At 44.4% G+C, this 26,569-nt stretch carries 26 protein-coding genes; 19 read left to right on the plus strand and 7 right to left on the minus strand.

The window, feature by feature from the left end; genetic code table 11:
- Positions 1 to 28: 28 nt before the first annotated feature.
- Positions 29 to 820, plus strand: coding sequence for a dioxygenase family protein (locus MKY98_RS04485; protein WP_029517127.1), 792 nt, complete (start codon positions 29 to 31; stop codon positions 818 to 820).
- Positions 821 to 892: 72 nt separating this feature from the next.
- Here the strand turns inward: MKY98_RS04485 and MKY98_RS04490 are convergent, their stop codons facing one another.
- A complete protein-coding gene (locus MKY98_RS04490) occupies positions 893 to 1,816 on the minus strand; it encodes a hypothetical protein (RefSeq protein ID WP_069012878.1) in 924 nt (307 codons plus the stop codon).
- Between the two features lie 214 nt (positions 1,817 to 2,030).
- On the minus strand, positions 2,031 to 2,549 hold the full coding sequence (locus MKY98_RS04495; protein ID WP_029517125.1) for a DoxX family membrane protein: 519 nt from the start codon (positions 2,547 to 2,549) through the stop codon (positions 2,031 to 2,033).
- A 248-nt stretch (positions 2,550 to 2,797) separates the two neighbouring features.
- Here MKY98_RS04495 and MKY98_RS04500 point away from each other — a divergent pair, with 248 nt between their 5' ends.
- The 3 genes from MKY98_RS04500 (at position 2,798) to MKY98_RS04510 (ending at position 5,698) form a co-directional block, all read left to right on the plus strand.
- On the plus strand, positions 2,798 to 3,892 hold the full coding sequence (locus tag MKY98_RS04500) for a DUF3048 domain-containing protein (RefSeq protein ID WP_069012879.1): 1,095 nt from the start codon (positions 2,798 to 2,800) through the stop codon (positions 3,890 to 3,892).
- Positions 3,893 to 4,080: 188 nt separating this feature from the next.
- Entirely contained in the window at positions 4,081 to 4,695 is a 615-nt protein-coding gene (locus tag MKY98_RS04505; RefSeq protein WP_007428879.1) for a DUF47 domain-containing protein, read from the plus strand.
- A 13-nt stretch (positions 4,696 to 4,708) separates the two neighbouring features.
- The gene (locus MKY98_RS04510; protein WP_029517123.1) at positions 4,709 to 5,698 is read left to right on the plus strand and encodes an inorganic phosphate transporter; all 990 of its coding nucleotides are present in this window, start codon (positions 4,709 to 4,711) and stop codon (positions 5,696 to 5,698) included.
- Between the two features lie 32 nt (positions 5,699 to 5,730).
- On the opposite strand, the gene MKY98_RS04515 is transcribed toward MKY98_RS04510, so the two are convergent.
- Positions 5,731 to 5,874, minus strand: a complete 144-nt coding sequence (locus tag MKY98_RS04515; protein WP_155271710.1) for a hypothetical protein — start codon at positions 5,872 to 5,874, stop codon at positions 5,731 to 5,733.
- A 63-nt stretch (positions 5,875 to 5,937) separates the two neighbouring features.
- Here MKY98_RS04515 and MKY98_RS04520 point away from each other — a divergent pair, with 63 nt between their 5' ends.
- The 3 genes from MKY98_RS04520 to corA all read left to right on the plus strand — a co-directional run bounded on the left by MKY98_RS04520 (position 5,938) and on the right by corA (position 9,639).
- On the plus strand, positions 5,938 to 7,386 hold the full coding sequence (locus MKY98_RS04520; protein ID WP_029517122.1) for an amino acid ABC transporter substrate-binding protein/permease: 1,449 nt from the start codon (positions 5,938 to 5,940) through the stop codon (positions 7,384 to 7,386).
- On the plus strand, positions 7,379 to 8,107 hold the full coding sequence (locus MKY98_RS04525; RefSeq protein ID WP_029517121.1) for an amino acid ABC transporter ATP-binding protein: 729 nt from the start codon (positions 7,379 to 7,381) through the stop codon (positions 8,105 to 8,107). Before MKY98_RS04520 ends, MKY98_RS04525 begins: the two co-directional genes overlap by 8 nt.
- Before the next feature lie 572 nt (positions 8,108 to 8,679).
- Positions 8,680 to 9,639, plus strand: coding sequence for a magnesium/cobalt transporter CorA (gene corA, locus MKY98_RS04530; protein ID WP_069012880.1), 960 nt, complete (start codon positions 8,680 to 8,682; stop codon positions 9,637 to 9,639).
- Positions 9,640 to 9,645: 6 nt separating this feature from the next.
- Here corA and MKY98_RS04535 read toward each other — a convergent pair whose 3' ends face one another.
- Positions 9,646 to 10,161, minus strand: coding sequence for a tyrosine protein kinase (locus MKY98_RS04535; protein WP_069012881.1), 516 nt, complete (start codon positions 10,159 to 10,161; stop codon positions 9,646 to 9,648).
- Between the two features lie 226 nt (positions 10,162 to 10,387).
- On the opposite strand from MKY98_RS04535, the gene MKY98_RS04540 reads away from it, so the two are divergent.
- From MKY98_RS04540 to MKY98_RS04570, 7 genes are all read left to right on the plus strand, one after another.
- Positions 10,388 to 10,678, plus strand: a complete 291-nt coding sequence (locus MKY98_RS04540) for a YerC/YecD family TrpR-related protein (protein ID WP_007428885.1) — start codon at positions 10,388 to 10,390, stop codon at positions 10,676 to 10,678.
- Positions 10,678 to 11,466 carry a sirohydrochlorin chelatase gene (locus tag MKY98_RS04545; protein WP_069012882.1) on the plus strand — a complete coding sequence of 263 codons (789 nt, stop codon included), beginning with the start codon at positions 10,678 to 10,680 and terminating at the stop codon, positions 11,464 to 11,466. The genes MKY98_RS04540 and MKY98_RS04545 overlap by 1 nt, the downstream gene beginning before the upstream one ends.
- 173 nt (positions 11,467 to 11,639) lie before the next feature.
- Positions 11,640 to 12,521 (plus strand): diacylglycerol kinase, encoded by an 882-nt coding sequence (locus tag MKY98_RS04550; RefSeq protein WP_013308843.1) that lies wholly within the window; start codon positions 11,640 to 11,642, stop codon positions 12,519 to 12,521.
- Positions 12,522 to 12,743: 222 nt separating this feature from the next.
- Positions 12,744 to 14,459, plus strand: coding sequence for a 23S rRNA (uracil(1939)-C(5))-methyltransferase RlmD (gene rlmD / locus MKY98_RS04555; RefSeq protein ID WP_069012883.1), 1,716 nt, complete (start codon positions 12,744 to 12,746; stop codon positions 14,457 to 14,459).
- 13 nt (positions 14,460 to 14,472) lie between these two features.
- The gene (locus tag MKY98_RS27035) at positions 14,473 to 14,721 is read left to right on the plus strand and encodes an N-6 DNA methylase (protein WP_069012884.1); all 249 of its coding nucleotides are present in this window, start codon (positions 14,473 to 14,475) and stop codon (positions 14,719 to 14,721) included.
- A gap of 254 nt (positions 14,722 to 14,975) precedes the next feature.
- Positions 14,976 to 15,965, plus strand: a complete 990-nt coding sequence (locus MKY98_RS04565) for a tRNA dihydrouridine synthase (RefSeq protein WP_013308869.1) — start codon at positions 14,976 to 14,978, stop codon at positions 15,963 to 15,965.
- 54 nt (positions 15,966 to 16,019) lie between these two features.
- Complete coding sequence (locus MKY98_RS04570) at positions 16,020 to 16,589, plus strand: SF0329 family protein (RefSeq protein WP_069012885.1); 570 nt, start codon at positions 16,020 to 16,022, stop codon at positions 16,587 to 16,589.
- 194 nt (positions 16,590 to 16,783) lie between these two features.
- Here the strand turns inward: MKY98_RS04570 and MKY98_RS04575 are convergent, their stop codons facing one another.
- Positions 16,784 to 18,214, minus strand: a complete 1,431-nt coding sequence (locus MKY98_RS04575) for a pyridoxal phosphate-dependent decarboxylase family protein (protein WP_069012886.1) — start codon at positions 18,212 to 18,214, stop codon at positions 16,784 to 16,786.
- Between the two features lie 186 nt (positions 18,215 to 18,400).
- Positions 18,401 to 19,342, minus strand: a complete 942-nt coding sequence (locus MKY98_RS04580; protein WP_069012887.1) for an AraC family transcriptional regulator — start codon at positions 19,340 to 19,342, stop codon at positions 18,401 to 18,403.
- A 219-nt stretch (positions 19,343 to 19,561) separates the two neighbouring features.
- Here MKY98_RS04580 and MKY98_RS04585 point away from each other — a divergent pair, with 219 nt between their 5' ends.
- From MKY98_RS04585 to MKY98_RS04595, 3 genes are all read left to right on the plus strand, one after another.
- Complete coding sequence (locus MKY98_RS04585; RefSeq protein WP_069012888.1) at positions 19,562 to 20,581, plus strand: glycoside hydrolase family 88/105 protein; 1,020 nt, start codon at positions 19,562 to 19,564, stop codon at positions 20,579 to 20,581.
- Positions 20,582 to 20,593: 12 nt separating this feature from the next.
- Positions 20,594 to 22,768, plus strand: coding sequence for a 1,3-beta-galactosyl-N-acetylhexosamine phosphorylase (gene gnpA / locus MKY98_RS04590; RefSeq protein ID WP_069012889.1), 2,175 nt, complete (start codon positions 20,594 to 20,596; stop codon positions 22,766 to 22,768).
- Positions 22,769 to 22,926: 158 nt separating this feature from the next.
- On the plus strand, positions 22,927 to 23,298 hold the full coding sequence (locus tag MKY98_RS04595) for a hypothetical protein (protein WP_238437976.1): 372 nt from the start codon (positions 22,927 to 22,929) through the stop codon (positions 23,296 to 23,298).
- A gap of 91 nt (positions 23,299 to 23,389) precedes the next feature.
- On the opposite strand, the gene MKY98_RS04600 is transcribed toward MKY98_RS04595, so the two are convergent.
- Positions 23,390 to 24,328 (minus strand): helix-turn-helix transcriptional regulator, encoded by a 939-nt coding sequence (locus tag MKY98_RS04600; protein ID WP_029517106.1) that lies wholly within the window; start codon positions 24,326 to 24,328, stop codon positions 23,390 to 23,392.
- Between the two features lie 142 nt (positions 24,329 to 24,470).
- Here MKY98_RS04600 and MKY98_RS04605 point away from each other — a divergent pair, with 142 nt between their 5' ends.
- Together MKY98_RS04605 and MKY98_RS04610 are read left to right on the plus strand one after the other, a co-directional pair.
- Entirely contained in the window at positions 24,471 to 24,920 is a 450-nt protein-coding gene (locus tag MKY98_RS04605) for a VOC family protein (RefSeq protein ID WP_029517105.1), read from the plus strand.
- 115 nt (positions 24,921 to 25,035) lie between these two features.
- Complete coding sequence (locus MKY98_RS04610; protein WP_069012890.1) at positions 25,036 to 26,514, plus strand: protein adenylyltransferase SelO; 1,479 nt, start codon at positions 25,036 to 25,038, stop codon at positions 26,512 to 26,514.
- Positions 26,515 to 26,569: the final 55 nt, after the last annotated feature.

The raw sequence follows: 26,569 nt of genomic DNA on the forward strand, positions 1-26,569 counted from the left end.
CTATACTGGCGTGTGGAGGTTGGCAGCGATGACATTACCCTCAATTTTTGTTGCGCATGGTTCACCGACACTGGCTGTAGAAAATAACGCATATACCAGCTTTCTTGCAAAGCTGGGCGCGAGCCTGCCCCGACCCAAAGGAATTGTCATTTTTTCCGCGCATTGGGATAGCCCCGATCAATGTATTGGCGCGGATGATCAGCATGCAGCGTTGCACGATTTCTATGGCTTTCCTGAAGAAATGTACTCAATCGATTACCCTGCACCAGGCGATCCAAAGCTGTATGAGGAGATAGAGCATCTGTTCAGTCAGCATAACTTGTTCCACCAGCCGGTTCGGAACCGGGGACTGGATCATGGAGCATGGGTGGTTTTGCGGCATATATATCCTGATGCGGACATACCGGTCGTACCGTTATCTATTGATTCTCGGCGCGCTCCTCAAGAGCAATACGAGATTGGACGGATGCTGGCGCCGTTGCGAGAACAAGGGATTTTGATTATCGGTAGCGGCGGATTGGTCCACAACTTGCGGACACTCAAGCAGACGAGTGAGCCAGCCGATTGGGCCGTTCAATATGATGACTGGATTGCACAGCAGCTTCAAGACTGGAATTTACGTCACTTATTCCAATATGACAAGAAGGCTCCATATGCCAAACAAGCGGTACCTTCTTATGGAATAGAGCATTTTTCACCTTTGTTTTATGCGATGGGGGCTGCGGATCAGGAGCGCTCCGCGCATAAGCTTTTTCAGTCGTATGTCCTTGGCTCGCTGAGTCTCAATTGTTGGGCTTTTGGTCAAGAAAGTGATACGTAAATGTAAAAAAGAACTTCCGAATCCACATGCTGTGTGGGAATGGAAGTTCTTTTGTGTTTTTTGCGTCTTCGATTAATTAGAAGGCACGTTCTTTTTTAGCCAAGTGGATACCTGCGAAGTACGTTGATCTCCATTTTGATCCAACAGTGTCATAAATGCTTTCAGCTTTTGAATATAGGTGCTCTTCGAATCCATATTACGTTGAACGAACCATTGATACCCTTTTTTGGCATACGGATGAATCTTCCCGGTATCATGATCGAATAATGGCGTATTGTTCGTGCCGTAGAAAGTATAGAAAAAGTACAGATCGTGCAATTTTTTTATAGCTTGTGTACGATTGGAATGTGGATATTGGTTTAAAAACAATTCCTGTGCCAGCACTCGTCCGGCTAACTGTTGATAGCCGATACGGAGCGCGGCATCTTTGGTAGCAGCCTGTCCGGATTCCATCGACATGATGTCAATATAGCTGCGGATATCTACCGTGGTGTGCTTCCCGAATACTTTATATTTTTCATAGTTGATGATTGGGTAATACATGCCTTCTGCGGTTTCAAGTTTGTAGCCGGCATCTCTTGTTTGAGTTAGCAACTTTTTCAGGTTCGCATCGCTTGTACGGCTGATTACATTTGTGAACGAATCACCGGGTTTATAGATTTGATTTATTTTGGTTTGAACAGAGGTCGGGTATAGGGTCTGTGCATAGGAATCCAATTGCTGGTTCTGTGCATTTTCCAGATGAAGCACCATGAGGGTAGCTTGAGAAGCTGGAATGGATTGAATATGCTTTTGCAAATAAGTGAATGCCTGAGATAGCTTGCCGGGTTGGCCTAGTAGCTGCTCGAAGGTCTTGGAGATATGTTGTACACTTTCTGCCTGAGATGTCGTAGTAGACGTCGCCGCTTGGGCTGATGCCGTATATCCCGATCCCATAGTCTGCACTGTGAAAGTTACTGCTGCGAGCATGAGATAGGCTTTGGTGATTTTTTTCATGATATAACCCTCCATTACGTTCTTTGATGTAACTGTAGTGTATAGGGTAAATGTATCGTGAGCATTCCATGTTGTATCCAACTTGTAAACGTTTGGGGAGGATAATGAATCCGATAAAAGAGTCCGAGTTAGGAGGAGCTAAAATCCTCCTTGTGAGCATAACAGCGCAAAAAATAACCATTATCCCGGAGGATAACGGTTATTTGGGGGATGTTTAAGCGATTTTTCGACTAGGGTCCGCTGGAAAGGTATCTTTATTTTTACCAAACAGTCCACGCAGGAAGGGCAGTACCCAACGGTCAAAGCCAATTCTTCCGGCATTTGCGCCAGCAACTACGAGGAAGATTTCAAACAGCAGGTAGATTGCATTGGTGCTTACTGTACCCGAGAACAGGAACGAGAAGTTCATAACCATGGCCATCAAAGCAGCCAGTGTAGTCAATGTACCGAGAAGCAGGCCAACCCCGACCAAGAACTCACCCAACGGGATCAGGACGTTGAACAAACCTACATTCGGCAGGGCAAAGGCTTCGAGGAACGATCCCCACCAGCCTTGTACAGCGGGATGGTCTCCACCTGTTTTAGCAATGGCCCCCGAGATAAATCCGCCTGCATCGAATCCACCTGTCAGCTTTTCAAGTCCGTGAGTCATCCATTCATAACCTAGATAAACCCGTACGACAGTCAGCAACCACATTGCGACTTTGTTCTCACGTAACCAGCTATTAAACATTCAAACCACTCCTCTTTCTTAATCTATAATGTTGGTTGTATTTCATTTTGTTGGGATGATCATCTTTGCTACACCTTTATTGTAGTAGGTTCAGTTACAGTTATTTGTGATAAAAATCACAAAGTCTGAATATTTTTAAAATTTTAATGTCTTCAGATAAGTATTCTATAGAGAGGTCATGCTTCAATCAAGACAAAAACAGGAAATAAAGCTTATAATGAGAAAAATAACGAAGTGGAGGGATGAACTTGTCCGGGCCCATTTCCCAACGAAATCATTGGTTGCGTGTAATGGCCTCAGCTCTGTTATGCATGACGCTGATGTCTTGTTCTGCTATGTCCAATACGGGAGATACTGAACCCGTTCCTCAACCGACCAAGCATAAAACAGAGAAGGAGGCGCTTGAACCGCCGAAGGAGCAGTCTACTCCGGCATTTACAGCTCCGCTTACCGGTCTTCCGGTGGAGCAGCCAGTTTTGGAGCGACCGCTCGCTGTCATGATTAACAATGCTCCAGCAGCACGTCCGCAGGCAGGACTTAGTCAGGCAGATATGGTATATGAAGTTCTTGCAGAAGGCGGAATTACCCGTCTGGTCGCTTTTTTCCAAAGTCATGGCGGAGATGTAAAGGTTGGTCCGGTCCGTAGCATTCGTCCGTATTTGATTGAGCTGGGCGAAACTTATGGTGCGTTGCCGATACACGCAGGGGGAAGCACAGATGCCTATGCGATTTTACAGCAGCAGCGGAAGGAACATTTAGATGAGATTTCAAATGGAGGGGCATACTTCTGGCGAAGCAAAGATCGTCGTCCTCCGCATAATCTATACACGGACGTGAATAGACTGCGCAAAGGAAGCGATAGTAAAGGGTATGCTACGCATACGGACGTTCCAGTATATACTTACCTTAAATCCGGCGAAACCCCAGTTATGGTGGACGAGACTGCAACATCTTTACAAATCCGGTTTTTGCTTAAAAGCTACCGGGTATCTTATACCTATGATCCAGCGGATCAACAATATAAGCGTTTTGTGAACGAAAAGTCACATGTGGATCAAAATAATAACCAACAGCTCTCAGCAGCCAATGTCATTGTGATGAGCACCAGGCATCGAACGTTGGATGATGTAGGCAGATTAAGTGTTGAACTGGACGGCAGCGGAGAGGCCATGGTGTTTCAACAAGGACAGTTAATACAGGCTGAGTGGCAACATACGCCAGGTGATGCGATTCGTTTTATGAAGAATGGGGTTGAAATTCCGTTAACGCCAGGTACATCCTATATACATGTGGTGCCTGCAGATACGCCACTAAAGGAACATGTAACCATAGAAGCGAATTAGAAAACGAATTACACCTTTTTAGGAAAAAATTGTCGGATAATGAGCTTATATGTCGGGCACTGTATACGTATATCATGAAATTTGCTTTTACAAACATTACAAAAACATTGATGAGTGTGATAAGATAGCAAAGGTTGTCTATTGCAGTCGAAACAGGTTGCGGATATTTTCGTAAAGGGGTAATCGTTATGAGATTGAAGAAAAAGGATATATTCTTCGAGACGTTGGAAAATATGGCAGATACGATCGTGCAAGCAGCCGATTATTTTGCCCAACATACTTCAAATCTTCAAGATGTGACTTTGTTTACAAATGAAATGAAGAAGTATGAAAATAAGTGTGATGATTACACACACACGATTATTACTGAACTGAACAAGACCTTCATTACGCCGTTGGAACGCGACGACATCATGGAACTGACAACAACCATGGATGATGTGTTGGACGGTCTTGAAGCGACGGCTTCCCGTTTTTATATGTACAACATTACGGAGCCGGACGAGTATATTGTGCAGTTCGCTGATATTTTGCGTCAATCAGCTTACGAAATTCAGAAAGCTGTACATTTGCTTTCGCAGAAAAAATTGCTGGCCATTCGTGAATACACTATTCGTCTGAATGATTTGGAAAATCAGGGGGATGAATTGTTGCGTATTTGCATCAAAAACCTGTTTGCAACTGTAACTGACCCTATTGAACTGATTAAACGCAAAGAATTGTACGAACGCCTTGAAACGACAACGGATTCATGCGAGGATGTTGCAAATATGCTGGAATCCATCATTATGCGTAACTCGTAAGGAGTCCTTTTACATGGATACAAGTTTACTGGTATTGGGTATTGTTATTTTTCTTGCTCTGGCATTTGATTTTATTAATGGGTTTCATGATACGGCGAACGCGATTGCAACTTCGGTATCGACCCGTGCATTGACCCCGCGACGTGCGATTATTATGGCTGCGGTCATGAACTTTCTCGGGGCAATATTGTTTACAGGGGTTGCGAAGACGATTGGTGGAAGTGTGGCTGATCCAACCAAGCTTACGAATGGAATTGATATCGTCATTGCGACGCTGATCGCTGCGATTATCTGGAACCTCTTAACCTGGTGGTTCGGTATTCCTTCATCCTCTTCTCATGCATTGATTGGTGCATTGGCTGGAGCGGTGTATGTAGGTGCAGGATCGGAAAAATTAAACTGGAGCGGCTTCATCGGGATTGTCGAAGGACTTATTTTCTCCCCGTTGATTGCTTTTGTTGTCGGTTACATCGTGATGATGATTTTAAAATACATCTTCGCTCATCGTAGTCCGCATACGGTGAACAAAGGGTTCCGTACAATGCAGGTCATTACAGCAGCGCTTCAGTCGTTCACGCATGGTACGAATGATGCTCAAAAGGCGATGGGGATTATTACATTCGCACTCGTTTCGTCGGGGTATCAGGACCATTTGGAAGTACCCATGTGGGTAAAAATTTCAGCCGCAACAGCCATGGCGCTAGGTACATCTATCGGGGGCTGGAAAATCATCAAGACGATGGGAACCAAGATTTTTAAAATCGAGCCAATTAACGGATTTGCAGCCGACATTTCGGGAGCCTCTGTTATTTTCACAGCTACATTGCTTCATTTGCCCGTAAGTACCACTCATGCCATTACTTCGGCTATTTTGGGTGTGGGTTCTGCGAAGCGTTTTTCCGCTGTGCGTTGGTCGCTGGCCGGTCGAATTATTATTACTTGGGTGATAACGATACCGATTGCTGCGCTGTTATCTGGATTGATTTTCAAAATTCTTTTCTAGTTCGTTATTATTTCTTGAAAAATAGGTACACACTATAGAACACACAATAAGCTTCCGTCCGCTTTTTGCGGCAGGGGCTTATTGGCATTCTGGGGCAAAACGGCTTCTTCAAAGTTTACACCTCCAGATAGTTCCATGAAACGTTTTTCAAAAATACCTGACATCAAAGTAGTCAATTTTTAATAACTCCTGTAAAATAAACAGAAAACTTTGAACCGTTCAACTGACTGGAGGAAATTATGCAAAAATCTAGAAAACTAATAGCACTTATCATTTGTTTGTTTTTTGTGGTTGCCCTGGCCGGTAATTTCGGTGTAGTGGCACATGCAGAAAATAAAACAAAGTATGATATCGGCACGGATACAACGTTCGCGCCTTTTGAGTTTGAAGATGTAGATGGTAAATTCGTCGGAATTGATATGGATTTGCTGGCAGCTATTGCCAAGGATCAGAATTTTGAATATACCATTAAGCCTCTTGGCTTTAACGCGGCAGTGCAGGCCCTTGAAACGAATCAAGTGGATGGTGTCATTGCCGGGATGAGTATTACCGATGAACGCAAGCGGAAATTTGATTTTTCTGAGCCTTATTTTGATTCAGGCGTCGTCATGGCGGTCCGCAAGGATAATGATACGGTTAAACGCTATGAGGACTTGAAAGGGCAGCGTGTCGCTGTCAAAACAGGCACGGAAGGTTATACATTCGCTGAATCCATTAAGGCCAAATACGGCTTTACTACAGTACCGTTCGACGATTCTTCTCAAATGTATGATGAAGTTAAAACAGGTAATTCGGTTGCCTGCTTTGATGACTATCCGGTACTGGCATACGGTGTAAACCAGAACAACGGCCTTAAGCTGGTAACAGATAAGGAAAAAGGTGCTTCTTACGGGTTTGCTGTTAACCAAGGCAAAAACAAGGAGTTGCTGGAGAAATTTAATGCAGGGCTTGTTAATCTGCGTAATAGCGGGGAATACGATAAGATTTTGGCTAAATACCTTGGCGAATCGGGCAAAGGTGTGGCGCCTGTAGAGACCAGCCGCTGGGGACTGATTTCCGCTTCGCTGCCTTCGCTGATTAAAGGCATGGGAAATACGTTGTTGTACACACTTGTATCTTTACTCGTAGCCTTTATTCTAGGATTGGTGTTTGGCTTTATGAAAGTAAGCCATAACAAGGTGTTCCGTGGTATTGCAACTGTTTTCGTCGATATATTCCGCGGTATTCCGCTGATCGTGCTTGCTTTCTTTATTTACTTTGGTATTCCACAGGCACTGGACTTCAAAATGCCACTTTTTGTTGCGGCTGTATTGACGCTATCCCTGAATGCGGGTGCGTATGTAACTGAGATTATCCGTGGTGGTATTCAGTCCATTGATCCGGGACAAATGGAAGCAGCTCGTTCGCTTGGTCTACCCTATCGGACGGCTATGCTTAAAATCATTTTGCCACAAGCTGTGAAAATCATGATCCCGTCGTTTATCAATCAGTTGGTTATTACGTTGAAGGATACGTCCATTTTGTCTGTTATCGGTCTGGTCGAATTGACCCAATCGGGTAAGATCATTATTGCGCGGACATTCCAATCCTTTGATATTTGGCTGGTAGTAGCGGTGATGTATCTTATCGTCATTACAGTCCTGACCAAAATTTCCAACCGTCTTGAAGGGAGAGTTCGCCGTGGGTAAAATTATCGTTAAAAATCTTAAAAAAAGCTATGGTAGTAACCAAGTGCTAAAGGGCATCGACATGCAAGTACGTGAAGGCGAAGTTGTGTGTGTCATTGGCCCCTCTGGTTCGGGAAAAAGTACGTTTTTGCGTTGTATGAACATGCTTGAAGAAATTACCGCAGGTGAGGTCATTGTCGATGACTACAACTTGAGTGACAAAAACGTGGACATTAACAAAGTTCGTGAAAATATAGGTATGGTATTTCAGCACTTCAATCTGTTTCCGCATATGACCGTGCTTAAGAACATTATGTTCGCGCCGACTGAACTGGGGAAGCAGTCTAAGGCAGAGGCCCGGGAAACGGCCATGAAGCTGCTGGATCGTGTGGGGTTGGCCGATAAGGCAGATGCACTGCCAGGACAGCTTTCCGGCGGTCAGAAGCAGCGTGTGGCGATTGCACGTGCGCTGGCCATGAACCCGGACATTATGCTGTTCGACGAACCGACCTCGGCGCTCGATCCTGAAATGGTGGGCGAAGTGCTTGGCGTAATGAATGATCTGGCGCGTGAAGGCATGACGATGATGATCGTAACGCATGAGATGGGTTTTGCACGCGAAGTAAGCGACCGTGTTGTGTTTATGGACGGTGGTTACATCGTAGAAGAAGGAACGCCACAAGAGGTATTTGGTAATCCGAAAAACGAGCGGACCATTAGTTTCTTAGAAAAAGTATTGTAAGAGGATTAAAAGTGAGGCAGGGTTTGTGGATGTAGGCGGGGATCTCGTTGTAAGACGCTCCGCGTTCCATTTGATCTTTCGATCGCTGTTGCCCCTGAATTTTTTTGGATTGTATAACACATGAAAAGGTTAAAATACAGGGGCAAAGGCGAACGCTCCGCTTCTCCAGATTCAAATGGACCGCTACGCTACGGCTCGCTGATTGCCCTTTTCGTGCCATGAGCCTGCCTCACTTTTGAATGAGTGGGTGCAGGGGAAGAGGGCGCGACGCAGCTCGGTGCTTGCTGCGCCGAGGGGGATATACGAGGTAAGCATCCGACCGCTTTGTGGCTTATGATGTTTATTTTCATAAGTGAGAATTTTGCAAAATTCTGAAGTGGAAGGCTTGCTTTGAAGATAAGAACTGCTCTGCACGAGGATAAAGGATATCTTGGGACGGCTTGTTGACCCGGAGATATCCTTTTCTTATTTAGTGTATGGGAATGTAGAGCGTGAGATTTGTATAATGCTGATTGGCTTATATAAAATATAAATGACATATCAGACGGAAGTGTAAGCGAGGGGGACGTACGGTGATACGTACATTGGCTATAGGTCATGATCATCAGGTAACAGTGGGAAAACCATTGGATCAGATCGTCATGGAGGATTACATATGGATGTGGGTAGATTTTAGCGAGCCTACAGATCGCGAGACGGAGCTGCTGACGAGTTATTTTCATTTTCACCCATTGGCTGTGGAGGATTGTATGCATGTTCTGCAACGTCCCAAATTGGATTATTACGAGGATGTGCAGTTTCTGGTCGTGCATGCGCTTGATGCAGATACGTTAGCTGCGGAAGAAGTGGATATGTTTATTAGCAGTCGTTTTTTGGTTACATATCACCATCATGAGTTAGAGGAGCTGGATCAAGCCTGGGAGCGGATTGTCCAGCATGCGAATGAACGCAAAATATGGTCGCGAGGACCGCTGGCTGCAGCCTACACGGTGATGGACAAGCTGGTAGATAACTATTTTCCGAGCCTTTTTATGATTGAGGACGAATTGGCTGAGCTGGAGGGCTTGGGCGGTCGCGAATCCGTAGAGGAATTAATGAAGCAGGTGTTTGACCTGCGTGGCAGGCTGCTCAAGCTGCGCCGTACCATCGTACCTATGCGTGATCTGATGTACCGAGTTTTGAATTCACAGCATGTGCAGGGCCAAGGAGATCATATGGCTTATTTTACCGATATATATGATCATTTATTGAAGTTGACAGACATGCTGGAGGCCGACCGCGAGATGACAGCCGACCTGAGAGACAGTTATATATCGCTCAATTCCAACCGCATGAATTCAATTATGAAGACGCTAACCGTAATTACGACCGTTTTTATGCCCTTGACGCTGATTGCAGGAATCTATGGTATGAATTTTTCGAATATGCCCGAGTTGGGCTGGAAATATGGATATTTTGGCGTACTGTTCTTCATGTTTTTGTTGAGTGTTGCCATGGTGGTCTGGTTTATGCGCCGAGGCTGGTTCAAATAGTATAGTCTACTTTCTTGTGCGTTTGCGCGGACGTCTGCGCGGGGTAGTGCTACTTTTGCGCTGTGTCTTTTTCCGGCGTCGGCGTGGTGGTGTATATTCATCCAGTTCCTCAGTAATTTGTGTTGTAGATTTTTTGCTTGCGTTTTTGTTGAATGCTGGGAGCGAGCCCATAATCAGTTTTGCCATCGGAGCAAATTGCTGTACGCTAGACATGATCTTTTGTACCTTGCCGACCGTAGCAACAATCCCGTCAATACCGCCCATACGGTCAATAATACCTTTAATATCGTTGAGATTACCAAGATTGCCAAGGCCGCCAAGCAGTCCTCCTTTGGCAGGGGCGGGGTCTGGTGTAACCACGGCAGAGTCTGTTATACTCGCTGGCGCCTCGTAAGGAACCAGTGCGGAGGAATCGACTTGCGGAACCTCGCTGTATGGATCGAGTCCAGGATAGGGAGTTGAACTATACGGATCGGAAATGGAACGCGTTTGCGTTCTCCGATGATAGTAATGTCCAGGCATGAGATCACATTCCTTTGCAGGTTGATACTCTACTGTATGTTACAAACGCACAGTGGGTTTAGGCGCGTGTCCCGAAATCAGGTATAAAAGCGGATTTGGGCATTCGTACGGTATGTTTCTATGATCATAATGTTGTTCTGTAATGCGTGAAACCGTTAATGCTTGAAAAACTGACTATTCCTCAGGTACAATGAGGAGAGATCGTAACCTTGGGAGATGATAATCCATGCAGCTTAAAAAGCTTAATGATAAAAGTATTGATCAATTGTTCGAAGCTATTTTAACTCTTAAAAATTTGGAAGAATGCTATGTGTTTTTTGATGATCTGTGCACGATTAACGAAATTCAATCCCTCTCCCAACGTCTGGAGGTTGCCCGTATGCTAGGCAAAGGCAGCACATATAATCAGATTGAAGCAGAGACAGGAGCCAGTACAGCTACCATTTCACGTGTTAAACGTTGCCTGAACTACGGTAATGACGGGTACAAAATGACTCTGGAACGTCTGGGACGCTAATGCGGAGCCCTGGGATACTGGTCATCAGCCATGGCTCTAGGGAGCCATATTGGGTAGAACAGGTGGATCAGGCAGTTGCAAAGCTTCATTTGCCGGAAGAAATACCAGTAGAGGTTTCATTTTTGGAAACGGTTAAAGAAAGATTGATTCAAAATGGTATTGACCGTCTGGAAGCCTTGGGTGTAACAGATATATTGGTTATTCCTTTGTTTGTGTCATCAGGTAGTACGCATGTAGATGAGATTAGCTATGCGCTGGGTGTCAAAGATGCGCCGGACAAAGAAACAGATTTGGAGCCGTTTCGATTGAAAGCGCGAGTGCATTTTGGTAGCCCGCTGGATGACGGAGAAGATGTTGCTCACATGGTGTGGGACAAGGTTCGCCCGCTATCAGCCGACCCTGCGAGAGAGGTTATTTTACTCGTAGGTCACGGCAGTGTGCATAACGGCTTTTTTCAGCGCTGGGAGCAGGGGATTTCTTCGTTGGCCCGTACGGTGCAAAACGTGAGTGGTATCATCACGGACTACGCTTTGCTAAATCCCGAGAGTGTGTACGACAAGGCAGCGTACTGGAATCAGGAGCGGGGTCATGATGTTATTGTGGCGCCGTTATTTTTGAGTTCGGGATATTTTACAAGTCGTATGATTCCTAAACGCTTGCAGGGGCTCGAATACCGTTATTCGGGAGATCCTTTATTGCCGCATCCTTTGCTCACAAGCTGGATGGACAGGCAAATTCATGAATTATTGCAAAGCATGCAGAAGCAAGCGAGGTCAAGTAATAGATAGTCTGGTTCGGCTATAACGTCATTTCAGCCTTAAATTTCCTTATTTGGGCAAAGTCTGGCTTCTTTTATTGTAAAAGAGGTCTTTTTCCAGTATGATGATATTTTGTACAGACTGAATATGATGAACTGCGATGTGAATATAAATATCATTAAATATACGGGTGGCGTAACGGAATGAAAAGAGCTAGATTAATCTATAATCCGACCTCTGGGCGTGAGGAAATGAAGCGTCGTCTTGCGGATGTTTTGCAGCGCCTGGATGAAGGTGGTATTGAAGCCTCTTGCCATGCAACTACGGGTGAAGGGGACGCAACACGTGCCGCAATAGAGGCCATTGAGCGTGGGTATGACATGATTATCGCCGCTGGTGGCGACGGTACATTGTATGAGGTCATTAACGGGATGGCTGAAAGAGAAAACCGCCCGCCCCTAGGTGTGTTTCCTCTGGGGACGACGAATGATTTCGCCAGAGCACTGGGCATCCCCAAGCACTGGGAGGATTATTGCGACCTCGTTATTCGTCAAAATCCAAAGCCACTGGATATCGGAAAAGCGAACGACCGCTACTTTATCAACATTGCAGGCGGGGGAACTTTAACCGAGCTTACGTATGAAGTTCCAAGCAAGCTAAAGACGATGATTGGCCAGTTGGCGTACTATTTTAAAGGTATGGAGAAAATGGTCAGCCTTGCTCCACAGGAGCTGATCATCAAGGCATCGGGTCAGGAAGTGATCCACGACGAATTTATGCTTTTCCTGATTGCGAATACGAATTCGGTGGGCGGGTTTGAAAAGCTTGCTCCTGGGGCGACAATAGATGATGGACTGCTTGACGTCATCGCTGTGCGGAAATGCAATCTGGCGGAAATGATCCGATTGGTAACACTCGCGCTGCGTGGTGAGCATTTGCAGGACAAGAAGATTGTTTATTTCAAAACAGATTACATGGAAGTGACCTCACCCGGCTATGTCCAGCTTAATCTGGATGGCGAACTGGGGGGCACTTTGCCAGCGACCTTCCGGAATTTACCTCATCATTTGAATGTTTTCCGGTGAGGAATGATGAGGAAATATTTCTGCTTCCGGACGGCAACGCAATATAGTATATGGAATGCAGAGTAGGTAGTTGTTTTTTTGTGTGAGCATATTGGTTCTTGCCGTTCTCCGTGGGGAGTAACGGCATTTTCGAGTTGATGTTTGTATGTTTAGATGACCATTCAAATTAGACGTACGAAAGAAAATACCGCATAAAAAGAAGATCAGAAAGAAGTGACATTCATGACGAATAACCGTAGCGGACGTGGAAAAAGCCGCCGGAATGCAGCAACAGCAACTCCTGTTCAAGGAAAGCAGTACAAAAAGACTATGAAGGCGACAAGAGAGAGCGAACCGGAACAGTCTCAAGTCAGAGCTGAAAATGGGCTACTTCAAGCCGAAATCAAACATAAAAATGGAAATGTGAATGAAAATATGAATGATTCGGATCGGAAGAAGAGAAAGAACGGACGAGATACTCGTCGTTCTTCCAACGGTGGACGAAGTCAGGAAGCTTCCAATCGTAACCGGTCTAGTGTAGAGCGTAGCGATCTGCCTGTACAAAAGAACGATGAGGCCGTGATAGACATCATCGGCATGAACCACGATGGCGAGGGTGTAGGACGTGTCGAGGGTTTTACGCTGTTCGTTCCAGGTGCGTTACCGGGTGAAAAGGTGCGAGTAAAGGTGCTGAAAACGAAAAAGCAGTATGGCTATGCCAAGCTGCTGGATATCGCGCAGGCTAGCCCCGACCGGATTGCAGCTCCGTGCGCTATCTACGATCAATGCGGTGGCTGCCAGATCCAGCATATGAGCTACGAAGCGCAGCTCAGCTGGAAACGCCAGCATGTCGTGGATGTGCTGGAGCGTATCGGGAAGCTGAGTGTGGCTAGTGACGACGGCACGTCCGTTGATTTGTCGAGTGTACATGGCGTAGTCGTGCATCATACACTCGGTATGAGTGAGCCTTGGCGATATCGCAACAAAGCCCAGGTGCCGATTGGTGTCACCGAGGGCGGGCTTGTCGGTGGCTTCTACGCACGTGGCAGCCATCGGATTGTGGATATGAACACCTGTCTCATTCAGGACGAGCGTAATGACGAAGTGGTCGCACGTGTGAAAGAGATTGGCCGAATGCTGGGCATCAGTGCATATAATGAAGAAACCGGACGTGGGCTACTGCGCCATGTCGTTGTAAAGACCGCTTTTCGCACGGGTGAAATGATGCTGGTGCTCGTCACGAATGGACGAGATATTCCGCATGCAGATGCGTGGATCGGCAGTATCCGTGAGCATATTCCACACGTGGCAAGCATATGCCAGAACGTGAATACAAAGCGAACGAACGTTATTTTTGGCGACGAGACTCGTGTACTGTGGGGTCGTGACGTGATCTACGACTACATTGGAAACGTACAGTTTGCGATTTCCCCAAGATCCTTTTATCAGGTGAATCCCGTACAAACGGAAGTGCTGTATGGCAAAACCGTCGAATATGCCGGGCTCACAGGCAAAGAAACGGTGATTGATGCGTATTGCGGCATCGGTACGATTTCTCTGTTCCTCGCTCAGCATGCGGACCAGGTGTATGGGGTGGAGATCGTCAAAGAAGCCATCGACGATGCACGAAGTAATGCGCTGTTGAACGAAATGCGTAATGTGAAATTTGAGGTAGGCGCGTCCGAGGACGTCATTCCTGCGTGGAAAGAGCAAGGCATCACCGCCGACGTTATCGTCGTCGATCCGCCCCGTAAGGGCTGTGATCCACGCCTACTCGACACCATTCTGGAGATGAAGCCAGAGCGCGTGGTGTACGTATCCTGTAACCCAAGCACACTGGCGCGGGATTTAAAGATACTGGAGGATGGCGGGTATAAAACAGTGGAAGTACAGCCTGTAGATATGTTTCCGCATACGGTTCATGTGGAGAGTGTTGCGCTGTTGGTCAGAAAAGGCTAGTAGTTGAGGTGTATTGGCGTTTGAAAAAGGTGAAAATCAAAACAAACTTACTGATAAAAACATCAATAAGATTATCGAAACGTACCTAAATCGTGTAGATGTTGATAAATATGCTCGTGTGGCATCAGCTGAAAATTTTAGGTATTCATGTGTAGAAATTGACGAAAAGGGTCAAGGATATTATTCCTCGGCTCTTTTTTTAAGCTATTCGCATGGGAACGACGTAGGCTGGGGGAAGTTATGCCGTGCAGTATTTCTATGAACTGCGGTGCAGTACGTTATAGAAGATGGCAAGGAGGGGCTGCGCTCTTCCTTTTTTTTGCGAGTCTTTTGGGGAGTATGCTCCTCTATTGAGTATGATATACTCATTTAGATGTCTATGCTTAACATATACTGCCGTTTGAACTACGTTGCTTAAACATGTTATATGTGAAGAAGAAGCAAGGACATGAACAGGTTAGCTTTACCATTTTGGGACCAAAGATTTGTCCTGGTATTTATAGAGGAGTTTTTGATATGACGAATAATTTTTGGCGTGATTTGCCACGACCTTTTTTTATACTGGCACCGATGGAAGATGTGACGGATGTTGTGTTTCGCCATGTCGTAAGTGAAGCAGCCAGACCGGATGTGTTTTTTACGGAGTTTGCGAATACAGAGAGTTATTGTCACCCGGAGGGGAACAAAAGTGTACGCGGGCGTTTGACTTTTACAGAGGATGAACAGCCCATGGTGGCCCATATCTGGGGAGATAAGCCGGAATATTTCCGTGAAATGAGCATCGGTATGGCGAAAGAAGGCTTCAAAGGCATCGATATTAATATGGGTTGTCCTGTAGCGAATGTAGCCGAGAATGGGAAGGGAAGCGGCCTGATCTGCCGTCCCGAAATCGCAGCGGATATCATTCAGGCCGCTAAAGCCGGGGGACTGCCCGTCAGTGTAAAAACAAGGCTCGGTTTCACTACCGTAGACGAATGGCGCGACTGGTTGACCCATATTTTGAAACAAGACATTGTGAATTTGTCCATTCATCTGCGGACAAGAGAGGAAATGAGTAAAGTAGACGCTCACTGGGAACTAATTCCGGAGATTAAGAAACTTCGTGATGAGGTGGCACCAGATACACTGCTGACCATTAACGGAGATATTCCGGACCGTCAGACCGGCTTGAAGCTCGCTGAGCAATATGGTGTGGATGGCATTATGATTGGGCGTGGTATTTTCCAGAATCCATTTGCGTTTGAGAAGGAGCCGAAGGAACACAGCAGTGAGGAATTGCTTGAACTGCTACGGCTTCATCTAGATCTCCATGATCATTATTCAGCGCAGGAGCCACGTTCGTTCAGCCCTCTCGCCCGCTTCTTCAAAATATATGTCCGTGGATTCCGAGGGGCAAGTGAACTCAGAAACAGCTTAATGAACGCCAAATCAACAAGTGAAGTGCGTACATTGCTTGATGAGTTTGGAAGCAAGGATCATGATGAGGTAGAGGAACGTGGAAATTAAATTGCCAAGTTGGGAGACGGGCTGTTAGTAGGCATTGAAAACATAGGAGGATATATGTCCTGGAGTAAATTGAAGCAACAACTGGAGAGCTTCCGCTGTCCTGCATTAGACGGAAGAGTCGAATACCGAGCGACCAGTTACCGTTATTTGCCTGATAAGTCTGGAATCTGTTATATAACTGTAGATAAGAAGAACATACTCAATATGAATGATATCACTAGTTCGATCAAATGGTATCAGACGGAGTTGGAAATCAAGAATGATCCAGATATCCAAGTTCCTATCAGCAATGAAGACATTGAAACGGTCAGAAAAGATACTAATGGTAACGTTCCCGAGGAGCGTCTACAAGTAATTGCAAGAGGTAGAAAAATATCAGAACATGCAAAGGAGCTTTTCTCAGCACAGGCCTCATTAAGCAAGGCTAATTTTAATGTTGTAGCTAATAAATTTTTAACTAATTCTATAGAGGAAAGCTTAGAGAGTAATGATATCTTATTGAATATTTTAGCTTTAGTGGACAGACGAGTTGGAAAAAAACGAATATTAAACATGACCGAGAAGATGAAGTTAAAGCATCCCATTGTGCAGTATTTTTATGAACTACGGCGTAGTACGTTATGAAAATAAATAACTTTCATTGATGGGGGCACGTCGTGTCAGGATTAAGTGCTGTTCATTGTTGCTGCATTGCACAATGGCAAATAATTTGGATGTCTGGGAAAACAGCAAAGAGGGGCGGCGTGCCCCTCTTATTTGTGTGATGCTGAATATTTTCGCTTATTTACAGAAATCGTAGCAATTAGTTTCAAAATTTTTCATCGCAAAAAAACTTTTCTCTCATTCAATGATCTTGCTATATTCGATAAAAGCTGAACTGTATTTCTTATCTCATCTTCCGTAGTGTCCGGGTGAATTGCACAGATTCGGAGAACCGTTTTTCCATTAAGTTGTGTTGTAAGCACAGAGGCGTATCCGTTTGTCGTCATTTCTTGGGAGATCCTTCTATTCAGTGAATCTAATTCTTGCTCAGATAATCCAGTTGGCGCATATCGAAAGTTAACAATCGCTAACTTAGCGGGGGATACAATTTCCCAATGATTATGTTTTTTGATTTCATCTTCAGCCCATTCTGCGAGTTGAACTCCATGCTCTATGGCTTCACCGACAGCATTAGTTCCTAAAGCTTGTAGTGTCACCCATAGTTTCAAACTTCGAGCAGGCCGGGTTAATTCAGGACCCAGATCCCAATAATTAATATGTTCTTCATTAGTCTCGGCATCTTTCAAATATTCTGGATGTGTGCTGAAGCAGTTTCTGAGCTGTTGATTTTCTTTGGCTAAAACTACGCTACAGGAATAGGTCTGCATTAACCATTTATGTGCATCCCAGGTAATGCTATCTGAACGCGATATTCCGCTCAAAAGGGGCTTATATTTCGAAGAGGCCAAAATCGATGCACCGTAAGCTCCATCCACGTGTAACCAAATGTTATGTTTTTCACATAGGTCAGCAATATCGTTTAGCGGGTCAATGCTTCCTGTATTGGTTGTGCCTGCCGTGGCAATGATCGCAAAAGGTTTCATGCCAGTCGCCTGATCATCCATTATTTTTTTCTCTAAGGCTGAAACATCCATACGAAAATTTTTATCACTTGGAACCTTTCTGATTTGATCACTACGGAATCCGAGGATGCGTAGCCCTTTGGCGACCGATGAATGAGTTTGATCTGAAACATAAGCAGTTCCAATGGCATATTCCTGCTCGGATAACCTTGCATTGCGTGCAGCCGCTAAAGCGGTCAAATTCGACAGCGATCCGCCCGACAGAAATAAGCCTCCAGCAGTATTGGGATATCCTGCTTGGTCACACATCCACCGTATCACTTCCCCCTCTAAAAGGCTTGCGCTCGAACTCAGCATCCAGCTTCCGGCATGGGTATTATAGGCGCTAGTCATGATATCTCCTAACCACGAGTAAAGAGACATTGGACCAGGAACCAATGCGAAAAAGCGAGGGTGTTGCATGAAGGTTTGGTGAGGATAGACGTTTTTCCTCATTTCATCGACGACCTCTTGTATCGGTCTTCCTTTTTTCGGAAAACCAATTCCCCTTAAATGAGCTATTGTATCCCCATCTGCAGTGTTGATTACTTTTTGAGATCGAATGTTATTGTTTTCTGCTATAAATGAATGTATGAACTGCTCAATAATCTCACCTAATTGTTGATTTAGTTCTTGATTCATCATAAGCATCTCCTTTGTTTAACTTCAACCAAAGTATAATATAACATCTGTTGTCATATTGTGAGATTCACCGATTTCATCATTACGTTTATTTTTAGGCTCCACATGCAGACTATATTTATATGGCTCAGGTTTAATCCATATTCATGAGGTTGAGTTCGTTTTATCAAGTTTATTTCTGCTGTTATGCTAAACCCATCCCGTAAACTCCAGTATAGACGCTTTCGCAGATTGCGCTTCAGATTGTGCCCCTTTACGCCATTCTTTTGGCGGCTTTCCCATAAGCCTGGAGAAGCAACGGTTGAAGCTGGAAATGGAGTGAAAACCGACTTGTTCGGAGATCGAAAGAATAGAATCCTCCGTGCTTTTTAACTGCTTGCAAGCCTCTTCGATTCGGGTGCTGTTTAGGAAATCGAGAGGCGACGTCCCCATAATTTCATGGAATTTTCTTCGAAAATGAGTTGTACTTAAATGGCACAGGTCGGCCAAAAAATCCATCGTAATGGGGTTCATATAGTTTTTCGTGATGTATTCCAAAACCGGAGAAATGACAAAATCGTTTTTCAGGCTATGCTCTGTTTCTTGATCTGCCAACAGTTCATTCCTGGAATGAATTCTAAGGAGTTCTATGTAAAGGGATAGCAATAAGCCATAGGCACTTTCCTGATAGTAAGGATTCTGCTGTTTTAATTCTTCTACGATCGAAGTTGCAAGTGTATAAACCTTGGGATACTGCTCCTTATTCAATATACAGTTTTTTCCCTTCACCACCCACAAATTTGGTTCGAAGTTGCTGTAAGCACTTTTAAATGAATGTTGAAAGAGATCCTCTGGTGAAAAAAAGATATAAGACCACAGACTGGCTGTATTTGGCGAACTATACGTGGTATGAGGAAGATACCTGGGGATGAAGGTCACATCGCCGGCTTTGAAGGGTACAGATTCTCCTTTGATCTCCATGACGCCGCTATCTGAATAGCATATACCAATCTCCAAATGGTTATGGAAATGGAGATGCTCACTTTTAATATCAGAAATCTTCCAACGTTCACCGCTTAATAGCAAGACAGGGAAATTTATGGGCAAGCTATAGTGTCGATATTCTATAACGGGCTTCTTTTTTCTGGGCATATTCAATACCCCCATGACTTTGGTTTTAACCAGCAGATATACATCAGGATTTTGTAAAATCCTCACATAAATGATTGGAAATGCGCAGTTTTGTTGCGAATATGCTTAGATGGAGACTATTTTACTGCGTAGAATGGAATAAGTAAAGCGTTTTCAAAATAGTGACGAACAGCTCTCAAGCGCTTTGGGGAGCGTGGGCGCTAAGAGAGGGGAATAAAGATGCTTCAATTGGTTTGTGACAAGGAAGAGATATTAAAAGTTATCGACAAAGTCGTCAGAAAAACCATGACGATGGATTTAACGTGGGATTGGCCCTGCGGTGTGGCTTACTATGGTGTATCCAGAGCCTATACGAAAACAGGAAATAAAGAGTATTTAAATATGCTTGTGCAGTGGGCGGATGAATATATCGAGCTGGGTCTGCCGCACTGGACGGTAAACACATGTGCTATGGGCCATATGCTGATCACGTTGTATGAAGAAACAGGAGACCCAAAATATTGGGATATTGTGATGAGCAAGGTGGATTACATCCAAAACAATGCTCTCCGGTTCGGAGACCATGTTTTGCAGCATACGGTATCCGTGGCTAATGATTTTCCAGAACAGGCATGGGCGGACACATTGTTTATGGCGGCATTTTTTCTGCTGCGTGTAGGAACCAAATTAAAGGATGAGGCAATGATCCAGGACGCCTTAAATCAATATTACTGGCATATCAAATACCTGCAAGACCCTAGTAGCGGTCTCTGGTACCATGGCTACAATAATGTCAAGCAGGATCACATGTCCGGATTTTTCTGGGGGAGAGCGAATGCTTGGGGAGCATATACCATGTCGCAAGTCAAAATTCATTTAAAAGACTGGTACTTGTATCCGCAATGCATGGACGTAGAGTGTTCGCTTCGGGATCAACTGGCGGCACTAAAGGGTGTTCAAACGGAGAATGGTTTGTGGCGGACGGTACTGGATGACGAGGAGTCCTATGAAGAAGTGTCGGCATCTTGCGGTATCGCGGCGGCCATGATCAATAACGGCAATCCGCTGCATACCAAGTACGTGCAAAAGGCATTGGAGGGCATCTTGAACCATATTAGCGAGGACGGTCGGGTACTAGGTGTGTCGGGCGGCACAGCGGTTATGAAAGATCGGGATGGGTATCGCAATATTCCAAAGGACTGGATTCAGGGCTGGGGTCAAGGCCTGGCATTGGCCTTTCTGTCTGATATGTTGAATTAGGAGGGAAGCAAGTTGTCCAAACAAACTACGGGGAACTTTACACTACCGGGAGAATCCGGTTATGAGGCGCTGACCCTGAAATTAGCTGAACGGTGGGGTGCCGATGTCATCCGTGATAGTGACGGCACGCAATTGTCCGATGAGATTATTAACGCTGGGTACGGCATATATTCGACAATCTGTATCATCAGAGATCATAATGAGTGGGCGTCCCACCATCTGGATAAGCTGCAGCAGTGTTTTTTAATTACAAATCCAAAGGTAGCTGTACAAGATTATGTATCCATCTATCTGATGGAGGATTTTTTTGCTGAACAGTTCAAAGTGAATGATTCCAAAGAGGCGTTTAACTATTGGCAGGTTTTTGACAGAACGACCGGAGAGGAAGTTCCAAGAGAACAGTGGAATTATGAAAGGGAATCCGGAAATGTGGTCATTACCGGAATTGTTCCTTGGCATAAATACACGGTAAGCTTTATGGCCTACCGGATCTGGGAAGAGATTTCCATGTACAATCACACCACGAATCATTGGGACAAAGAGCATTTGATGCAGATTGATCCTATCTATGCAGAAACGCAACAGTATCTGCTGGATTGGATGGAAGATTGGTGCCTTCAGCATAAGGAGACCACGGTTGTTCGGTTCACTTCCTTATTTTATAATTTCGCCTGGATCTGGGGCAGTAGTGAGCGCAATCGCCATCTGTTCTCTGACTGGGGTTCATACGATTTTACGGTAAGCTCAAGGGCGCTTGATCTGTTTGCCAAGAAATACGGGTATTCGATGACTGCCGAGGATTTTGTGAATGGCGGGAAATACCGCGTCAGTCATATCCCGGCTGAGCAGCGCAAGCTGGATTGGATGGCATTTATCAATGATTTTGTAATCGAATTTGGCAAGAAATTAATTGATATTGTGCATAAGCACGACAAGCTGGCCTATGTGTTTTATGATGACAGTTGGGTTGGTATGGAGCCCTATAATGACCGTTTCCAAGAGCTTGGTTTTGACGGATTGATCAAATGTGTGTTCTCAGGTTATGAGGCGAGGCTGTGTTCAGGTGTGAAAGTGAATACGCATGAGATTCGGCTGCATCCATACTTATTTCCGGTTGGCTTAGGCGGGCTTCCTACCTTTATGGAGGGGGGCGACCCCACGCTGGATGCCAAAAAGTATTGGATTAATATCCGGCGCGCCTTGCTGCGGGAGCCTATTGACCGGATTGGATTGGGCGGATATTTGCACCTTGTAGAGCCTTACCCGGATTTTTGCGATTACATCGAAAAGATTGCCAATGAATTCAGAGAAATTAAAGAACTGCACCACGAAGGCAAACCCTATCATATGAAGACGAAGGTAGCTATTCTGCATAGCTGGGGAAAATTGAGATCGTGGACCTTGTCCGGACATTTCCATGAAACGTATATGCATGATTTGATTCATGTCAATGAAGCTTTATCTGGATTGCCGATTGAAGTGCAGTTCATTGACTTTGAAGATATCCGTCAGGGAATTCTACAGGATTGTGATGTAGTGATCAATGCCGGCTCTGCTGGTTCAGCATGGAGTGGTGGGGAGTACTGGAATGACAACAAGTGTGTGGACTTACTGACCCAATGGGTTTACGAAGGTGGTATCTTTATTGGCATCAATCAGCCTTCGGCGGTAGAAGGTCACGACAGCTTTTTTAGAATGGCGCATGTTCTCGGACTGGATGAGGATACAGGCTCCAGGGTAGGTCATGGAAGATGGACACATGAGGTTAGGGATGAGTATGGTTTGGTGCCTGAGGGGGCAAGTATAACGCCAAAGAATAGCATTTATCTTACGGATGGGTCAGCTGCGGTAGTGGAGGAAGCAAGTGGTATGATAACACTGTCTACACATGCCTTCGGTAAAGGACAGGGAATTTACCTTCCTTCATTCGAATTCAGCTGGGAAAACACAAGGTTGTTGCTGAATATGATTCGCTTTGCAGGTAATGAGTTACATGAAACGAAGTACATTACGGATAACCTATATACAGAGTGTGCTTATTATCCAGAAAGTAAAATGTTGGTGGTTATTAACAATAGCGATCAACTTCAAAGAACGACGGTTGATACGGAATATGGCAAACAAACGATGGAATTAGATCCGTATGACACCATGATCACTCGTATTGGCTTAACAAAATCGGTATAGAAACGGAAAATAATAAGAGTAGCGGTGTCAAGCCCTCCTTTATTTAAGGAAGGGCTCTTTGTTTTAGCACCTCCAGAAAATCCAGCCAATTTACCGGGGATTTTGTCCATTCAAAAGTATCTACTCCATCATTAACTATAAGTAAAACAATGAAGGAGATGATTTCTTTGAGAAAGGCAACCTTAATGAAAATTAAAAATGCGGAAGCCAAGTTGGGAAGAAAGTTAAAAAAAAGAAGTCACGTGGTTATGAATCTTAAAAAAGCCATTCGTGTAACTCAACTTGGAGATGGATTTGCGCGTTTCACTTTCGCTGCGGTTACTATCCCCCCAAATAGCTTTAGAAGCACTACGATTAACGGTAACGCCTACAATCTGATTAGCGGTTCATGGATTTTCTCTGGAAATCAGCAAGGGTTTCTTCTCGATAACTATTCTGCGGCGGAAGACAGATGGTTCTTTACTGCATGGAATCCAACTGGATTCACAAGAACGGTCTCCTATGCTGTTATCGCCAAACGGAAGCCATAATTCAAATGTCATCGTTAGCAAGGAAAAGGAGCTTGATCCTTCTTTTCCTTGCTAAAAGGTAGAGGAAATGTTGAACAAACCTTCGATGATCTTATAATTTTTGATAGTGGTTCAAGAGATGCTCAACTTTTTCTTTAATAATCTGTTTTAAAGATTCAGGCTTCACAGATCGTACATAATGACCATATCTCATAAAATAATGAGCGATAAACTCTTCTTCTCCAGGATTATAGAATCCCTTAATGACTGTCTTATCACCATTTTCTATTTTCATAGAGGGATAATGTTCTTTATAGAAAATGTCCTTCGCTTGTTCTACAATCTCTACTTCAAAGTCAATGCTCTTCTCGGATTGATACATTTCTAATGAACGATTAAGGAGCTCATCTATAGAAAAGTCAGAATTGCTCTCCTCTTCTTCTATTAAGGTTATTCGATCACATCTGAAAACTCTATATTTATTCGTATTTAACTCTATGCCAGTAGCATACCATTGACCAAACTTAGCGGAAATTTTGAAAAATTGAATATAGTAACTTTTTTTCTGATTATTTTTTACATATTTAACTTTACAGGTACTCTCATTAAGAATGCTTGTTAGAATTTTATCTAAATAACGACTAACATGAGTATGCTGATATACTTCAAATTGTAAGACCTTTTTCATTTTATGAATCTGGTCTATTTGTGTTTTAGAAAGACAGTGTTCAAACTTTTCATTGAGTTTATTAATACTTAAATGAAAGGGGGTGGATTGATAAGCTTCTAACGTCAACATTGCAAAGTACAGAGCATATACTTCATCCATCGTGAAAATAATGGGAGATAACAACCTATTTTTTAAGATACCATATCGCCCATGTCTGCCATGTTCCGAAAAAATAGGCATACCTAATTGTTCTAATGAATGAATATCACGTAGAGCTGTACTTTTTGAAATATGGTATTTATCCATCAGGTCATTTAAATTAAAGAACTCTCGACTGTTTAAGTATCTGATCATATCATTTAATCTTTCTGATTTCTTCATCTAAACCTCCTTATAAAGGTGTCATGTTTTGATACCTTTTTATATGATAATAAGCTTAAGGGAATATATCAAATTCATAAGATATCTACCTGAGGATTTTACAAAATCCTGACTAAGATTATATATAAAGGAGATTGATATCATGAGTGCAACACTGGAAGTAGCTATTTTCTTATCCATGAACGGAAAGGCAAAGGAAGCTATGCATTTTTACAAAAAACACTTCAACGCAGAGGAATTGTTTCTGGTTACCTATCAAGACATGGCCCAACGTGACAGTTCCATACAGATTACGGATGAAAATGAAAATTATATTTCTCATTCTGTCTTATCCATCGGAAAAACAAAAGTAATGATAGCAGAAGATACAATGAATCCCAGTGAAAAATATACAGTTGGTAATAACACTTCATTATGTATTCAAAGTGCTGACTTAGAAGAAATTAAACATTTTTATCATAGCTTAATTACAGATAATCGCGTGAAAATTATCGTGCCTTTATCTAATAATATGTTTAGCCAAGCCTACGGTATTATTGAAGACCCGTTCGGTATTCAAATACAATTAATGTTTGATAATCGATTACAATAAAAAGGTTGTTAAAAGCTAAAAAGCACAATAGCATGGTGAAAAGTGGATAATAAATGGACAGAGGTAAAAACTAAAAGGGGAAAATCCAAGATACCACAGCAGAAAAGGAGACACTATGACGGAGAGAAAAGAAATAGCAGATAAAATAGGGTGGAACTTCGACAACAGTTACTCTCGTCTGCCGGAATCCATGCTTACAAAGCTCAACCTAACTCCTGTCCGCTCACCAAAGCTGATTATACTTAATCATCCGTTGGCAGCATCACTGGGGTTGAACGGCACGGCGCTGCAAAGGAATGATGGCGTAGCGGAGCTGGCCGGCAACCAAATTCCTGAAGGGGCTACGCCTCTTGCTCAAGCTTACGCAGGACATCAATTCGGGCATTTTAACATGTTAGGAGACGGTCGTGCTCTGCTGCTTGGCGAACAGATCAATCCCTTGGGTGAACGGGTTGATATTCAGCTCAAGGGCTCTGGCAGAACGCCATACTCCCGTGGTGGTGACGGGCGTGCGGCACTTGGTCCGATGCTTCGTGAATACATCATTAGTGAGGCGATGCATGCGCTAGGTATTGCTACCACCCGCAGCTTGGCGGTGGTATCCACAGGTGAGACGATCATCCGGGAAACCGAGCAGCCCGGTGCCATTCTGACCCGTGTGGCTGCCAGTCATCTTCGCGTCGGAACCTTTCAATACGTCTCAGCATGGGGCACGTCCGAAGATCTCCGTGCTCTGGCTGATTATACATTGGAAAGACACTACCCGGAAGTTGCCAATGACGAAAACCGTTACCTTTCACTGCTTCAGGAAGTGATTAAGCGTCAGGCCGAGCTGATTGCCAAATGGCAGCTGGTTGGTTTTATTCACGGGGTGATGAACACCGACAATATGACCCTTAGCGGAGAAACCATTGATTATGGTCCTTGCGCCTTCATGGATACCTATGATCCTGAGACGGTATTCAGTTCCATCGACAGGCAGGGACGCTATGCTTATGCCAATCAGCCGCATATTGCTGCGTGGAATCTCGCGAGATTTGCTGAGACGCTCTTGCCACTGCTGCATGACAACAGGGAGCAGGCTGTCACACTGGCTGAGGATGCAATTTCAGATTTTGTAAAAATGTTTCACAGTCACTGGCTTGCAGGAATGCGAGCGAAGCTAGGGATCTTTAACGAAGAGCAGGAGGATGAATCTCTTATTGAGGATCTTCTGAATATCATGCAGAAGCATCGTGCTGACTACACCAATACCTTCCGTGCCCTAACTTTGGACAAGCTGGAGGATACGGTTCTGTTCAGCACTGAGGAATTCACCCAGTGGCACGAGCAGTGGCAGGCGAGACTGGGCAGACAGCAGGAATCCCAAGATTCATCGCATCAGCTGATGCGCAGCAGCAATCCTGCAATCATCCCGCGCAACCACCGAGTAGAAGAAGCATTGGAAGCTGCGGTGGAACGAGAAGACTACCATGTGATGGAGCAACTCCTTGAAGTTCTTTCGAACCCTTATGCTTATTCTGACGAACAGGCTATTTACTCTACATTGCCTGAGAAATCCAACTGCTCATACCGAACCTTTTGCGGTACCTAATGTAATGTAATCATGTTGAACAACTCGATGATAACCTATTTCATGCGTTGGTGGA

The organism is Paenibacillus sp. FSL M8-0228 (assembly GCF_038007385.1).
GTDB lineage: Bacteria > Bacillota > Bacilli > Paenibacillales > Paenibacillaceae > Paenibacillus > Paenibacillus polymyxa_D.

Excerpts from the sequence above, each read along its gene's own strand:
- MKY98_RS04485 (WP_029517127.1), top strand. The coding sequence starts at position 29 with ATGACATTACCCTCAATTTTTGTTGCGCATGGTTCACCGACACTGGCT.
- MKY98_RS04585 (WP_069012888.1), top strand. The coding sequence starts at position 19,562 with ATGCTTCAATTGGTTTGTGACAAGGAAGAGATATTAAAAGTTATCGAC.
- MKY98_RS04595 (WP_238437976.1), top strand. The coding sequence starts at position 22,927 with ATGATTTCTTTGAGAAAGGCAACCTTAATGAAAATTAAAAATGCGGAA.
- MKY98_RS04520 (WP_029517122.1), top strand. The coding sequence starts at position 5,938 with ATGCAAAAATCTAGAAAACTAATAGCACTTATCATTTGTTTGTTTTTT.
- MKY98_RS04565 (WP_013308869.1), top strand. The coding sequence starts at position 14,976 with ATGACGAATAATTTTTGGCGTGATTTGCCACGACCTTTTTTTATACTG.
- MKY98_RS04545 (WP_069012882.1), top strand. The coding sequence starts at position 10,678 with ATGCGGAGCCCTGGGATACTGGTCATCAGCCATGGCTCTAGGGAGCCA.
- MKY98_RS04540 (WP_007428885.1), top strand. The coding sequence starts at position 10,388 with ATGCAGCTTAAAAAGCTTAATGATAAAAGTATTGATCAATTGTTCGAA.
- MKY98_RS04580 (WP_069012887.1), bottom strand. The coding sequence starts at position 19,342 with ATGCCCAGAAAAAAGAAGCCCGTTATAGAATATCGACACTATAGCTTG.
- MKY98_RS04505 (WP_007428879.1), top strand. The coding sequence starts at position 4,081 with ATGAGATTGAAGAAAAAGGATATATTCTTCGAGACGTTGGAAAATATG.
- MKY98_RS04605 (WP_029517105.1), top strand. The coding sequence starts at position 24,471 with ATGAGTGCAACACTGGAAGTAGCTATTTTCTTATCCATGAACGGAAAG.
- rlmD (WP_069012883.1), top strand. The coding sequence starts at position 12,744 with ATGACGAATAACCGTAGCGGACGTGGAAAAAGCCGCCGGAATGCAGCA.
- MKY98_RS04575 (WP_069012886.1), bottom strand. The coding sequence starts at position 18,214 with ATGATGAATCAAGAACTAAATCAACAATTAGGTGAGATTATTGAGCAG.
- MKY98_RS04535 (WP_069012881.1), bottom strand. The coding sequence starts at position 10,161 with ATGCCTGGACATTACTATCATCGGAGAACGCAAACGCGTTCCATTTCC.
- MKY98_RS04610 (WP_069012890.1), top strand. The coding sequence starts at position 25,036 with ATGACGGAGAGAAAAGAAATAGCAGATAAAATAGGGTGGAACTTCGAC.
- MKY98_RS04550 (WP_013308843.1), top strand. The coding sequence starts at position 11,640 with ATGAAAAGAGCTAGATTAATCTATAATCCGACCTCTGGGCGTGAGGAA.
- MKY98_RS04495 (WP_029517125.1), bottom strand. The coding sequence starts at position 2,549 with ATGTTTAATAGCTGGTTACGTGAGAACAAAGTCGCAATGTGGTTGCTG.
- MKY98_RS04600 (WP_029517106.1), bottom strand. The coding sequence starts at position 24,328 with ATGAAGAAATCAGAAAGATTAAATGATATGATCAGATACTTAAACAGT.
- MKY98_RS04490 (WP_069012878.1), bottom strand. The coding sequence starts at position 1,816 with ATGAAAAAAATCACCAAAGCCTATCTCATGCTCGCAGCAGTAACTTTC.
- MKY98_RS04510 (WP_029517123.1), top strand. The coding sequence starts at position 4,709 with ATGGATACAAGTTTACTGGTATTGGGTATTGTTATTTTTCTTGCTCTG.
- MKY98_RS04570 (WP_069012885.1), top strand. The coding sequence starts at position 16,020 with ATGTCCTGGAGTAAATTGAAGCAACAACTGGAGAGCTTCCGCTGTCCT.